The sequence below is a fragment of the Arthrobacter citreus genome (genome assembly GCF_038405225.1).
In the GTDB taxonomy this organism is placed as follows: Bacteria; Actinomycetota; Actinomycetes; order Actinomycetales; family Micrococcaceae; genus Arthrobacter_B; species Arthrobacter_B citreus_A.
Map to the genome: position 1 here is coordinate 1,314,855 of NZ_CP151657.1, position 13,868 is coordinate 1,328,722.

Below are 13,868 nucleotides of genomic sequence, written 5' to 3' on the forward strand. Positions count from 1 at the left end.
GTTAGGGTGCCCACATGACTGAACTGGACACGTTGCTGGACTCTTTGCTGGAGACCGCCCGGAAGCTGGATGCAGCGGACCCGCTGGCGGGCTTCCGGGACCGCTTCCTCGAAGCCGATGGGGTGAGCGCGTACCTGGACGGCAACTCGCTGGGCCGGCCGCTGCGGGCCACCGCCGTGCACCTGCAGGACTTTGTGCGGGAGCAGTGGGGCGGCAGGCTCATCCGTGGCTGGGACGAGCAGTGGCTGGAACTGCCGCAGCGGCTCGGTGACCAGCTGGGTGCCGCGGCGCTCGGGGCTGCCCCCGGGCAGTGCATCGTGGCTGATTCCACCACCGTCCTGCTGTACAAGCTGGCCCGGGCTGCGGTGGCTGCCCGGCCCGGGCGAACCGAGATCCTCCTGGACGCCGATAACTTCCCCACCGACCGGTACGTCATGGAGGGGATTGCGCAGGAGTGCGGGCTGACCCTGCGCTGGGTCCAGGCTGACTACGACGGCGGCGTCACGGCCGCCGCCGTAGCGGCCGCAGCGGGCCCGCAGACGGCTCTGGCGGTCTTCAGCCATGTGGCGTACCGGTCCGGCTTCCTCGCGGACGCGGGCGCCATCACCAAGGTGGTCCACGACGCCGGGGGACTGGTGCTGTGGGATCTGTGCCATTCAGCCGGGGCGGTTCCGGCGGAACTGGATGCCTGGGGCGTGGACTACGCCACGGGCTGCAGCTACAAGTACCTCAACGGTGGTCCGGGCGCTCCGGCCTGGGCCTACGTTGCTACCCGCCACCAGGAGACTTTCGCCCAGCCGATCCAGGGCTGGCTGGGCAGCGCGGATCCCTTCGGCATGGCGCAGGGCTACGCGCCTGCCCCCGGCATCCGGCGGCTGGTGTCCGGCACGCCGCCGGTGCTCGGCATGCTGCCCCTGCAGGACATGGTGTCCCTGATCGCCGAGGCCGGCATCGATGCCGTCCGGGCGAAGTCGGTGCTGCTCACCGAGTATGCCCTGCGGGCGGTGGATGCCCTGCTGGTGCCGCACGGCGTCGTCGTGGCATCCCCACGCGGGGCGCAGCGGCGCGGCAGCCACATCACCATTGATCATCCCGCGTTCAAGGCCATCACCGCCGAGCTGTGGAAACAGGGGATCATTCCCGATTACCGCAATCCGTCCGGAATCCGGCTGGGCCTGTCGCCGCTGTCCACGTCCTTCGAAGAAACATTCACCGGGGTTGCCGCGGTACAGGCCGAACTGCTGCGCCGCCGGTAGCCGCCGGGCGTAGCGCCGCGCGCACCGCCGTCCGCTGCAGCAGGTACCCGGTGTTTGAGCCCGGTTGGCGCCGGAATTGACAATCGGCATGTGGGGGGAGCCATAATGTTAGCGCTCACATCAGTATGTGACGCAGTTCTCACCCCCGCAGCTGCCGGGCTCGGGAAGGGACGGCACGGCGCGTCCCCGAACCGGCAGTTTCTCCGTTAGACAAAGATGTCCACCGAAAGGGCTCCTTCGTGAAAATGCGTAAACTCCTTCTCAGCGTGACGGCCGGTATCCTGGCCGTTTCCGTGGCGGGCTGCGGCTCGGGCCGCGGCGGCGCTGAAAGCGATTCCGCCGGTGATTCCGGCGACAACTCCGGCGCCCTGGTGGGCATCGCCATGCCAACCAAGACGTCCGAACGCTGGATCAAGGACGGCGACGCCATCAAGGCCGAACTTGAAGACCTCGGTTACGAGACTTCGCTGGAATATGCCGATGACGACATTCCCACCCAGGTCCAGCAGGTGTCCAACATGATCACCAAGGGCGCCAAGGTCCTGGTCATCGCGGCCATCGACGGCACCGCGCTCAGCGACCAGCTGGACAGCGCAGCCGATGCCGGGATCAAGGTCATCGCCTACGACCGCCTGATCACGGGCAACGAGAACGTGGACTTCTACACCACGTTCGACAACTACACGGTGGGCGTGCAGCAGGCCACCTCGCTGCTCACCGGCCTGGGCATTCTCGACGCCGATGGCAAGGACACCGGAGCAACGGAACCGAAGAACGTCGAACTCTTCGCCGGCAGCCCGGACGACAACAACGCCAACTTCTTCTACGACGGCGCCATGGACACTCTCCAGCCTTACATCGACAAGGGAACCCTCGTGGTCCAGAGCGGCCAGACCGGCTTCACTCAGATCGCCACCCTTCGCTGGGACCCGGCCACCGCCCAGAAGCGCATGCAGAACCTGATCGCCAGCACCTACTCCGGCGGCGAGAAGGTTGACGGCGTGCTCTCCCCGTACGACGGCATCTCCCTGGGCATCATTTCCGCGCTCACCGGATCCGGCTACGCACCGGACGCCCTGCCGGTCATCACCGGCCAGGACGCCGAGGCGGCATCCGTGAAGTCGATCATGAACAACCAGCAGTACTCCACGATCTTCAAGGACACGCGCGCCCTGGGCGAGGAGGCCGTGGACATGGTCGACGCCGTCCTCAAGGGTGAAGAACCCGAGGTCAACGACACGGAGACGTACGACAACAAGGTCAAGATTGTTCCGACCTACCTGCTGGACCCGATGGTGGTCACCAAGGACAACTACGAGGAAGTCCTCGTCGACAGCGGTTACTACGAGGCCTCCGACCTCAAGTAACTCCCTACCACCGCGGTGGTTCCGGGCGGCAGCCGTACGCGGCTGCCGCCCGGCACACCGCCGGCAAGGACATGAACGTGAACGCGAATATTCTTTCCATGCGGGGAATCACCAAGTCCTTCCCCGGGGTCAAGGCGCTCCAGGACGTTTCCCTGGAGGTCCGCGAAGGCACCGTCCACGCCATCTGCGGGGAAAACGGCGCCGGGAAGTCCACCCTGATGAAGGTCCTCTCCGGGGTTTACCCGGCCGGGACCTATGAGGGCGGGATTTACCTGGAAGACGAACTCCAGGAATACAAGGACATCAAGGATTCGGAAGCGGCCGGAGTGGTGATCATTCACCAGGAGCTGGCGCTGAGCCCGTTCCTTTCCATCGCCGAGAACATCTACCTGGGCAATGAACAGTCCAAAGGCGGCTTCATCGACTGGCACCGCACCAACCTCGAAGCCGCAAAGCTCCTGGAACGGGTGGGCCTGGCCGAAAACCCGGCAACCCGGATCCAGGACATCGGCGTCGGCAAGCAGCAGCTGGTGGAAATCGCCAAAGCCCTGTCCAAGCGGGTCAAGCTGCTCATCCTCGATGAGCCGACGGCCGCGCTGAATGACGAAGACTCCGAGCACCTCTTGGGGCTGATCAAGGACCTGCGCCGCGACGGCATCACCTGCATCATCATCAGTCACAAACTCAACGAGATTAAGTCGATCGCCGACGCCGTCACCATCATCCGCGACGGACGGACCATCGAAACCCTGGACATGCAGGCGGACGAGATTTCCGAAGAGCGCATCATCCGCGGCATGGTGGGCCGCGACCTCAACAGCCGCTACCCGGAGCACACCCCGGTGATCGGCGAGGAAGTCCTGCGCATCGAGGACTGGACCGTGCACCACCCGCTGGACCGTTCCCGCAAGGTGGTCAGCGGCGCAAACCTGAACGTGCGCGCGGGCGAGATCGTCGGCATCGCGGGCCTGATGGGCGCCGGCCGCACCGAGCTGGCCATGAGTGTCTTCGGACGCAGCTACGGGCACAACATCAGCGGCCGGATCTACAAAAACGGCCGCGAAATCACCGTGAAAAACGTCGGGCAGGCCATCGCGCACGGGCTGGCCTATGCCACTGAAGACCGCAAGCGGTACGGCCTGAACCTCATTGAGGACATCCGGCGCAACATCTCCGCCTCCAGCCTGAATAAACTCTCCGTCCGCGGCTGGGTGGACCCGTACCGGGAACACCTGACGGCGGAGAAATACCGGACCAGCATGAACATCAAGGCACCCTCGGTGCTGGCACTGACCGGAAAGCTGTCCGGTGGAAACCAGCAAAAGGTCGTGCTGTCCAAGTGGATCCACACCAACCCCGACGTGCTGATTCTTGACGAGCCCACCCGAGGCATCGACATCGGCGCGAAGTACGAGATTTACACCATCATCAATGAACTGGCGGACCAGGGTAAGGCGATCATCGTGATCTCCTCCGAGCTGCCGGAACTGCTGGGAATCTGCGACCGCATTTACACCCTGGCCGAAGGCCGCATCACCGCCGACGTCCCGCGGGAAAAAGCGACCGCCGAATACCTCATGCAATACATGACCCGTGATGCCAGGACTCCTGCAGCCGCGACAGACAAGGAACGCCAATGAGCACTCTCACCGACCAGGGGGCGCCCGCCGGGGCCCCGGCACCCAAGCAACGTCCGGCAGGGATTGTCGGCACTGCCCTGAACTACCTGACCGGGCAGCTGCGCCAGGTGGGCCTGTTCATCGCGCTGATCGCGATCATCATCTTCTTCCAAATCACCACCAACGGGATCACCCTGGCCCCGATCAACGTATCCAACCTGATCATCCAGAACAGCTACATCCTGATCCTCGCCGTCGGCATGGTGCTGGTGATCATCGCCGGACACATTGACCTCTCCGTTGGCTCCGTCGTCGCCTTCACCGGAGCAGCGGCCGGCGTCATGATCACCCAGTGGGGCCTGCCCTGGTGGATGGCCGCCATCCTGTGCCTCTTCCTGGGCGCCGCCGTCGGAGCCTGGCAGGGATTCTGGATTGCCTACTTCGGGATTCCGGCGTTCATCGTCACCCTGGCGGGCATGCTGACCTTCCGCGGACTGACCCAGATCGTCCTGCAGAATCAGCAGATCTCGCCCTTCCCCGACAAATTCCGGGACCTGGGCAGCGGATTCCTGCCCGACCTTGGCGGAGGCACCAGTTTCCTGGAGCCGCTGACGGTCATCATCGGCGTGCTGTCCGCAGCGGCCCTGGTGGGCTCGGGCATCCGCCAGCGGATGATCCGCCGCCGCCACCAGCTCGTTGACGAGCCGATCCTCTGGTTCGCTGCCAAGCTTCTGCTGACCGCCGGCCTGATCCTGTTCATCACGTACCTGCTGGCCAGCTACCGCGGCACGCCCATTGTCCTGGTCATCCTGGGGCTGCTGACGGTTGGATATTCCGCCGTCATGAACCGCAGCGTATGGGGCCGTCACATCTACGCCATGGGCGGGAACCTGCACGCAGCGGATCTCTCCGGCATCAACACCAAGCGGACCACGTTCACCGTCTTCATCAACATGGGTGTCCTGGCCGCACTGGCCGGCCTGGTCTTCACCGCGCAGCTGAACCTGGCCAGCCCCAAGGCCGGTGAAGGCTTTGAACTTGATGCCATTGCGGCCGTCTTTATTGGCGGCGCCGCGGTCACCGGCGGTATCGGCCGTGTGACCGGAGCCATCATTGGCGGGCTGATCATCGGCATCCTGAACAACGGAATGTCCATCATGGGCGTCGGCACCGAATACCAGCAGCTGATCAAGGGCCTTGTGCTCCTGGCCGCCGTGGCCTTCGATGTCTTCAACAAGCGCCGCGGATCCACCTCGATCACCTAGCGGGAAGATCACCCGCCGATAACCGGCGGAGCAGGAATCCCGCGGACCGCGGAACGTCAAAGTGGCCGGCACCCATCATTGGGTGCCGGCCACTTTCACGTTTACGCAGGTATTGCCCGCCGGCTGCTAGCCGTTGGCCTTAACCGCCAGGACCGGGCAGTCGGACTGGAGCAGCACCCGCTGTGCGGTGCTGCCCAGGAGCATCTTTCCCACCGGGGTGCGGCGCCGCAGGCCTAGGACGATGAGCTCGACGCCGGGAGCGTCAGCGGCCTTGAGGATCTCCTCCGCCGGATCGTAGTCGCCCACCGGATGGATTAGATCGTAGGACATACCGGCTGCGCGCAGCTCTGCCTCAAGCTTTTCAAGCGCGGCGTTGTTGGCGTCTTCCTGTTCCTGATGGTGCAGCCCGTGGCGGGGAAAGGCCACGTTGACAATGACCAGCTGCGCCGAGCGCGCACTGGCCTCCCTGCGGGCGGCGTCCAGCGCGGCCGTCCCCTCGGGGGTGGGAAGAAATCCGACGACAATACTCATGGTGCTCCTGACCTAGGGGTGGAAAAGCGGGGTGAGGGAATTAGCCGCGGAGTTCTTCGGCGTCCGTAAAACGGGTCTTCTTGGCGCGCACTGCACGGTTCCAGAACCAGGTCAGCACCCACAGCAGCAGGCCCAGCAGCAGCATGAGACCGGCAATCCGGTATTCGATCGGATCCTGCGCCCACGGGCCCAGAAGGAAGGCGCAGGTGAACACGCCAACGTAGGGAAGGAAGCCGGGGGAGCGGAAGTGCTTGCCCTCATGCGGGGTGCGGCGCAGCACCAGGCAGGCGATGTTGACCACGGTGAACACGGCGAGCAGCAGCAGCGCTGTTGTTCCGCCCAGCGCGGTGACGGTTTCCTTGCCCATGAAGTTGGTGACCAGAATGATCAGCCCCAGGGCAATGGCGGTGGTGAAGAGGATCGATGCCCAGGGCGTGCGGCGGCCGGGAAGGACCTTGGAGAGCGAACGCGGAAGGACGTCCTGCTTTGCCATGCCGTACAGCAGCCGGCTGGCCATCAGCATGTTGATCAGGGCCGTGTTGGCCACGGCGAAGATCGACAGGAACGGATAGATGACGTCGACCGGGAGATTAGGGGCACCGGCGCGGACAACCTCCAGCAGCGGCGTTGCGCTTTCGGACAGCTGTCCCACGGGGACGATGGCGACGGCGGCAATGGAGACCAACAGGTACACAATTACCGTGATGCTCAGCCCGGTCAGCATGACCTTCGGGAAGATCTTGGCGGGATCGCGGGTTTCCTCGGCCATGTTGACGGAATCTTCAAAGCCCACCATGGAGAAGAACGCCAGCGAGGTGGCTGCCGTCAGGGCCAGGAACACGCTCTTGTTGCCTTCGGTCTCAAAGACCATGACACGGGAGAAATCGACATTTCCCTGGCTCATCGCCCAGAACCCGATAAGGATGACAATCAGGAGACCGGTCAGTTCAATAATCGTCAGGACCACATTGAACTTGATGCTCTCTCCGACTCCGCGGAGATTGATGGCAGCGAGCACCAGCATGAAGATGACTGCCACCCAGGTGACACCGGTCTGTCCCCACTCAAGGTTAAAGCCCACGATGAAGTTCTCGGCCAGGAACTTGGCGGCCGTCGATGCTGAAGTTATTCCAGAACTGAGCACCGCAAAGGTCACCAGGAAGGTCAGGAAATGAATGCCGAAGGCCTTGTGCGCGTAGAGCGCGGCCCCTGCAGCCTGCGGAAATTTGGTGACCAGTTCCAGATACGAGAGAGCGGTGATGGTGGCAACGGCGAACGCCACCAGGATGGGCGCCCACGCGGCGCCGCCGATTTCCCCGGCGACCTGGCCCGTTAGGGCATAGACTCCGGTGCCGAGAATGTCGCCGACGATGAAGAGCAGCAAAAGCTTGGTCCCCATCACCCGCTTGAGTTCGGGTTCCCCGGAGCTGATTTTTGTATCGCCCATGGCTGGTTTCCTGCTTTCTGTGGATCTGCACTGCGGCTCGGGAATTGGTCTGGTCCCGCTGTCCGGTATTCTCTGCGCTGTTTAGAGGCATATCAATGTTACGGGAGTTAACGCTCCTCCGTGCGCGCCGATGTTTCGCGGATCACCCGTACCGCAACGATTCGCCGGTGCTGCAGGGTGAGCACTTCCAATTCACATCCGGGCGCGCCCACGGTGTCTCCCGGGCGGGCAATCCGGCCGAGCCGTTCCATAATGTAGCCGCCAACAGTTTCATAGGGTCCTTCCGGGAGGGCGACTCCGGTGAGCCGTTCAAATTCCTGCAGGATCAACGCTCCGTCCACCACCAGATCGCCGCGCACCCGGCGGTGCCGGTCCTCGGGATCCCGTGAGGTGTCGTATTCATCGTAGATTTCTCCGACGAGCTCCTCGACGAGATCCTCCAGGGTGACAATGCCGTCCGTTCCGCCGTACTCATCAGCCACCACGGCGATATGGCTCCCGTCCCGGCGCATGACCGACAGCGACGGCACCACGGCGGCGGTCCCGGGTAGGAACAGGATGGGCCGGACAATATCGCTCAGCCGCCGTTCGGACATCGGCTGTCCGCCGCCGGCGTCTTCGCGCAGCAAATCCCGAACATGGATAAAGCCCAGGACATCATCGGGGGAGTCCTTGATCACCGGATACCGCGAGTACGGCATAGTGTGGACCGCGCGGCGGGCCTGGGCGACGGTGAGGTCCGCCGACAGGAACTGCACCTGCGGCCGGGGCCGCATGACCTCCTGCAGCAGCCGGTTTCCCGCACCGAAGACGTCGGAGAGAATGCGGCGGCTGTCCTCTGCCAAAACCGGACTCGCGGCCACCATGTCCCACAGCTCCTGGGACGTGACCGGCGGGGTCCGGAGCTTCGGATCGCCGCCAAGGAGGCGAACCACGGTGTCCGTGGAGAATGACAGCAGTTTGATGACCGGCCGCATGATGATGGCGAACACGTTCAGGGGCGGCGCGAGGAGCCGGGCGAAGCGCTCCGCATTTTGCATGGCCAGCCGCTTGGGCACCAGCTCGCCGAAGACCAGGGACAGGTAGGCAACGGCGAGCGTCAGCAGGATGAAAGCGGCGGCATCGGCTGCTCCCGCCGCGAAACCGATGCCCCGCAGTGCCGGAGCCAGCGCCGGAGCCAGGGCGGAGGCCCCGTAGGCGGCGGAGAAGAACCCGGACAGGGTGACCCCGATTTGGATGGAGGAGAGAAAGAGGTTCGGATTGCGGGCCAGCTCCGCTATTTTGCGCCCGCCGGTCCCGGATGCCTCGATCCTGCTGATCTGGCTTTCGCGAAGTGAGACCAACGCCATTTCGGTTCCGGCGAAGATTCCGCCCAGCAGGACAAAAAACACCACGAGAAGCGCATTGGTGAGCGTGCTGCCGTCCATAGTCAGAGGGTACCGGTGCCCGTGCACACCCGACAGGCAGACGGGCCGGCTCCGGCGCCGACACCCCGTTTCCCCGCAGGACGGGGATTCCCGGGTGGGCCGGCAGCCTATTTCAGCAGCTGCAGCAGGTTGTAGCCCATAAGGAACACCCCAATGGCCAGCGCAGCGGCAGCCGTGATCTTCCGGCCGTTACGCTGCATCCAGTCATACAGCGTTCCGAGCCGGTTTTGTGCGTGCTCAGGGGAGCGCAGCCACAGGGCCACCGGCACGACGACGGCGGACTGGGCTGCGGCCGCATAAGCCAGGACCAGTACGGTACTTTCCACCGGGTGCATGTTCCGCACGCCAATCAGCGCACCGGCAGCGACCGCCAGCAGGATCGCCTTGGGGCGCAGGTTGAGCCCGGCGCCCAGGGCCGCGAACTCCCAGGCACGGGCTGAGTCGAATCCGGCGCGGAGCTTGTCGAGCCGACCCGCGCCGGGCCGCGGCGCTGCGCGAACGAGGTGCACGCCGTAGCCGGCGAGGAGCGCACCGGCCACCAGGCACAGCATGGCCGGAACCGTCACCTGGTCCAGCTGTGCATGCGCGGGAAACACGCGCAGCCCGGCCGCGGCCAAGCCCACGACGACGATGGACCCGGCGACGGCGCCGTAGAGGAAGGGAAGGGCGCCGCGCCGTGGGTGGGGGGACAGCAGAATCAGGATCGTGATGCTCACCGGCACTGAGCTGGCGGCGCCGGCCAGGGCAAAGGACATCAGGCTGACGGCCAGGCTCAGCATTTACCGGCCGCCGGCCGCGTGATCGCGCCGCCGGGCCGGGCAGCGAAGGCTGACATACTTTACCCGGCCGGTGAACTGCCCGGGCGGGGCAGCCCCTCCTGCCGCCGGCGGCGGGGCCGGGCCCGGCGGGCCCGGATGGCGGCGTCCTCTTCGTCGAGGAACGGCTCCAAATCCTTGCGGTCTCCGGTGAGCGGGCGCCACCAGGCCAGCCTGGGGTCGGCATCCAGGAGGAGGGTCCGGGCCAGCAGCGTCAGCGGTACGGCGAGGATGGCACCGACGGGTCCCAGAACGGCCGCCCAGAAAAGCACCGACACGAAGGTCAGCGTTTCGCTGAGGTTGACGGCATTACCGACATACCTGGGCTGCACCACCGACTGGATGACGGCATTGATGCCGCCAAAGACAATGACGATCACAATGATTGCGGTCCAGCCTCCGGTGAGATAGCCGAAAAACAGGGGTGGAATGATGGCAATGAAGTAGCCGATGTTCGGAATGAAGCTGCAGATAAAGGACAGCAACCCCCACAGGAGGGCTCCGGGGACCTGCAGGATCACCAGGACCAGCCAGTTGAACAGTCCCTGCGCCGCGCCCAGGGCCGTCGTGGCGACCATGTACCGGCGCACACCCGAGGCAAAGCCGGCCAGGGCGGTGACCAGGTCCGGGCGGCGGCGCGCGAGGTGGGACAACAGTGCGGGGGTCCGGGAGCCGTCCACGGCCATCAGGATTAACAGGGTCAGGATAATGACCAGGGCCGCTGCCAGGTTGCTGATGTTTCCCAGCAGCCCGCCGATGAAGCCCACCAGCCGTCCCGGGTTGAAGCCGTCCTGGACCGCCTGCACCTGTTCCGGGCCAAACCCCACGGCGCTGAGCCAGCCGGCGATCGAAGTGCCGGCCTGGGCGAGCTGCGGACCGAACTGGGGCAGCAGCGCGGAGAACTGAGCCAGCGCGGCAATCAGGACTCCCGCGAAACAAGCCAGCAGGGCAAAGACGGCGGCTATGGTTCCTCCGGTCGCGATTGCCCTCGGAACCCCGTGGCCCTGCAGCCACCGCCGCAGCGGATGCACGCAGAGGGTCAGGACAAATGCCAGGAACACCGGAGTAAAGATGCCGCTCACTGCTGACAGGCCGAAGGCCGCCAGGGTTGCACCGCCCAACATGACGAGAATCACGGCGCTGCGCGGAAGAACGGGGCGTGGAAGGTGCTCAGGCGGTTCAGAACCCATGGGGTCCTCCCTCTCTCCCGGACCTTTTCTCACCCGGAGCTTTTCTCACCCGGAGCTTTTCTCGCCCGACCGCTTTCTCTCTTGGACGAGTGTAGGAGCCGCCGCGGTAACGCTAAAGGGGAGTACAAAAAAGACCCCCGGAATCCACTGGATTCCGGGGGTCTGATTGTGCGCGGAGGGGGACTTGAACCCCCACCCTCGTTAGAGGACTAGCACCTCAAGCTAGCGCGTCTGCCATTCCGCCACCCGCGCCTGGGTGTTTTCCGCAAGGCCTTCAGTCGTTCAAAAGCTGCGGAAGCAACGGGAAAAACTCTAACACGGTTTTGGCGCGAACCGTAAATCGGTGCTGGTCAGGGCTTCGATCGCTAGGCTGGCACCAACGCCACCGAAGGAGAACCCATGTCTGAGACCACTGCGCCGGCACTGTCCGCCGAAGCCGAAGTGACGCGCATCTGCCAGGAGCTCATCCGCTTCGACACGTCCAACTTTGGGGACGGGACTGGTCCGGGCGAACGGGCCGCAGCCGAATACACCGCAGGCCTCATTGAGGAGGCCGGGCAGCACGCGGACCTCTTCGAATCAGCTCCGGGACGGGCCTCAGTGGTGACCCGCATGGAGGGCAGCAACCCCTCTCTTCCGGCGTTGGTGGTTCACGGCCACCTCGACGTGGTCCCCGCGCAGAAGCAGGACTGGTCCGTAGACCCTTTCAGTGGAGAGGGACGGGACGGGCTGATCTGGGGCCGCGGCGCCGTGGACATGAAGGACATGGATGCCATGATCCTTTCCGTTCTGCGCGATATGGCCCGCACGGGGACGCAGCCCAAGCGTGACCTCATCTTCGCGTTTTTCGCCGATGAGGAAGCAGGGGGCAAGTACGGGGCCACCTGGGCGGTGGAAAACCGCCGCGAACTGTTCGACGGTGCCACTGAAGCCATCTCGGAGGTGGGCGGGTTTTCCGCCACGATCGGAGGGAAGCGCACCTACCTGCTGCAGACGGCCGAGAAGGGCATCTCCTGGCTGCGGCTCGTGGCCCACGGCCGCGCCGGCCACGGCTCGCAGATCAACACCGACAACGCGGTGACCCGGCTGGCCCGCGCCGTGGCCACCATCGGGGAGCACCCCTGGCCCATTGAGCTCACCGACACGACCAGGGCGTTCCTCGACGGCGTGACCGAACTCACCGGCGTCGAGTTCGATCCGGACAACCCCGAGCGGCTGCTGGCCGAGCTGGGCACCGTGGCCCGGTTTGTTGGAGCCACCCTGCAGAACACCTCCAACCCCACCGTCCTGAAGGCCGGTTACAAGCACAACGTCATCCCCGGCACGGCCGAAGCCCTGATCGATGTCCGCACCCTTCCCGGACAGGAGGAGCAGGTCCTGGCCGTCATCAAGGACCTGGCCGGCCCCGGGATCGACGTCAGCTACGAACACAAGGATGTCTCGCTGGAGGTGCCGTTCAAGGGCAACCTGGTGGACTCCATGATCGGCGCCCTGCAGGCCGAGGATGCGGGCGTGCCGGTGCTGCCTTATACGCTGTCCGGCGGAACTGACAACAAGTCCTTGAGCCGCCTGGGCATCACCGGGTATGGCTTCGCCCCGCTCCGCCTACCTGAGGAGCTGGACTTCACCGGCATGTTCCACGGCGTGGACGAGCGGGTGCCCGTGGATTCCCTGAAGTTCGGCACCCGGGTGCTGTCCCGCCTGCTGACCGGATACTAGGAGGACGCCGTGAACCCCGCCGACATCCTCACTCCCGAACTCCTGGAACGCCTTCGCGGCCGCGCCGCCGGGTATGACCGGGACAACACGTTCTTCACCGAAGACCTCGAAGACCTCCGCGCCGCCGGATACCTTGCCCTCTTCACGCCGAAAGCGGCGGGAGGCGCGGGGTTCGGCATTCCCCAGGTGGTCCAGGCCCAACGGATGCTGGCCATGTCCGCCCCCGCCACGGCACTGGCCGTGAACATGCACCAGGTGTGGTGCGGGGTGGCGCACCTGCTGTCCCTGCGCGGGGATGACTCCCTGGCATTTGTGCTCGACGACGCCGCAAAGGGCGAGCTGTACGCTTTCGGCATCTCCGAGCCGGGCAACGCGGCGGTGCTTTTCGATTCCCTGACCTCCGCCCAGCCCCAGGGCGACGGCTCGTACGCGTTTACCGGAACAAAGATTTTCACCAGCCTGTCCCCGGCCTGGACCCGGCTTGGGGTCTTTGGCCGGGATGACTCGGATCCGGAGGAACCCCGGCTGGTCTTTGGCTTTGCGCCGCGGGGAACCGGGGGCATCACCATCAAGGACGACTGGAACACCATGGGCATGCGCGCCAGCCAGTCCCGCACCACCATCTTGGAGAACGCGGTGCTTACCGCTGATCAGCTGGTGCGCACAACACCGGTGGGCCCGCACCGGGACGCCTTTGTCTTTGGCATCTTCAGTCTCTTCGAAACGCTGCTCTCAGCCGTGTACACGGGGGTGGGGGACCGCGCCGTCGAACTGGCGGTGGAAGCTGCCCGGGGGCGGACGACGGCGGGAGGCGGCCCGGCAGCCCATGATCCGCATACCCGGTGGAAGGTGGCGGATGCCGCGATCCTGATGGACGGCATCCATCCGCAGCTCGAAGCGATTGCGCGGGACCTGGAGGCCGGCGTCGACCACGGGAACCTGTGGTTTCCGCGGCTGTCGTCACTGAAGTACCGGACCACCGAAACTGCGCGCACCGTCGTTGAAACCGCCGTCCGGGTGTCGGGCGGCCGGAGCTATTTCCGCGGAGCGGAGCTGGAACGCCTGTACCGGGACGTCCTGGCCGGCATGTTCCACCCGTCGAGCGAGGATTCGGTCCATGCCTCGGTGGCGAACGCCTGGCTGGGTCCGGTTCCGGAAGGAGCATGACTCAGGGCCGGAAGAAACGCGGTCCCTTCGGAGGGAGGGACCGCGGGTCGGAAGCACGCGCTGCC

Annotated in this window: 11 protein-coding genes and 1 tRNA gene; 6 read left to right on the plus strand and 6 right to left on the minus strand. The window is 65.1% G+C overall.

Annotated features, from left to right (window positions below; genetic code table 11):
• Positions 1-14 precede the first annotated feature (14 nt).
• From AAE021_RS06030 to mmsB, 4 genes are all read left to right on the plus strand, one after another.
• Entirely contained in the window at positions 15-1,256 is a 1,242-nt protein-coding gene (locus AAE021_RS06030) for a kynureninase (RefSeq protein ID WP_342024711.1), read from the plus strand.
• 245 nt (positions 1,257-1,501) lie between these two features.
• The gene (chvE, locus tag AAE021_RS06035; RefSeq protein ID WP_342024712.1) at positions 1,502-2,623 is read left to right on the plus strand and encodes a multiple monosaccharide ABC transporter substrate-binding protein; all 1,122 of its coding nucleotides are present in this window, start codon (positions 1,502-1,504) and stop codon (positions 2,621-2,623) included.
• A 71-nt stretch (positions 2,624-2,694) separates the two neighbouring features.
• On the plus strand, positions 2,695-4,263 hold the full coding sequence (gene mmsA / locus AAE021_RS06040) for a multiple monosaccharide ABC transporter ATP-binding protein (protein WP_425362454.1): 1,569 nt from the start codon (positions 2,695-2,697) through the stop codon (positions 4,261-4,263).
• The gene (gene mmsB / locus AAE021_RS06045; protein ID WP_342024715.1) at positions 4,260-5,507 is read left to right on the plus strand and encodes a multiple monosaccharide ABC transporter permease; all 1,248 of its coding nucleotides are present in this window, start codon (positions 4,260-4,262) and stop codon (positions 5,505-5,507) included. The genes mmsA and mmsB overlap by 4 nt, the downstream gene beginning before the upstream one ends.
• Positions 5,508-5,633: 126 nt before the next feature.
• Here mmsB and AAE021_RS06050 read toward each other — a convergent pair whose 3' ends face one another.
• The 6 genes from AAE021_RS06050 to AAE021_RS06075 form a co-directional block, all read right to left on the minus strand.
• Complete coding sequence (locus AAE021_RS06050) at positions 5,634-6,038, minus strand: universal stress protein (protein ID WP_342024716.1); 405 nt, start codon at positions 6,036-6,038, stop codon at positions 5,634-5,636.
• A 40-nt stretch (positions 6,039-6,078) separates the two neighbouring features.
• A complete protein-coding gene (locus AAE021_RS06055) occupies positions 6,079-7,485 on the minus strand; it encodes an APC family permease (protein WP_342024717.1) in 1,407 nt (468 codons plus the stop codon).
• Positions 7,486-7,592: 107 nt separating this feature from the next.
• Complete coding sequence (locus tag AAE021_RS06060; protein ID WP_342024718.1) at positions 7,593-8,912, minus strand: hemolysin family protein; 1,320 nt, start codon at positions 8,910-8,912, stop codon at positions 7,593-7,595.
• 107 nt (positions 8,913-9,019) lie between these two features.
• Entirely contained in the window at positions 9,020-9,691 is a 672-nt protein-coding gene (locus tag AAE021_RS06065) for a GAP family protein (protein ID WP_342024719.1), read from the minus strand.
• Between the two features lie 59 nt (positions 9,692-9,750).
• A complete protein-coding gene (locus AAE021_RS06070; protein WP_342024720.1) occupies positions 9,751-10,917 on the minus strand; it encodes an AI-2E family transporter in 1,167 nt (388 codons plus the stop codon).
• Positions 10,918-11,086: 169 nt separating this feature from the next.
• A tRNA-Leu gene (locus AAE021_RS06075) sits at positions 11,087-11,169 on the minus strand.
• A gap of 147 nt (positions 11,170-11,316) precedes the next feature.
• Here AAE021_RS06075 and AAE021_RS06080 point away from each other — a divergent pair.
• Positions 11,317-12,636 carry a M20/M25/M40 family metallo-hydrolase gene (locus tag AAE021_RS06080; protein WP_342024721.1) on the plus strand — a complete coding sequence of 440 codons (1,320 nt, stop codon included), beginning with the start codon at positions 11,317-11,319 and terminating at the stop codon, positions 12,634-12,636.
• 9 nt (positions 12,637-12,645) lie between these two features.
• On the plus strand, positions 12,646-13,803 hold the full coding sequence (locus tag AAE021_RS06085) for an acyl-CoA dehydrogenase family protein (RefSeq protein WP_342024722.1): 1,158 nt from the start codon (positions 12,646-12,648) through the stop codon (positions 13,801-13,803).
• The last annotated feature ends 65 nt before the right edge of the window (positions 13,804-13,868 follow it).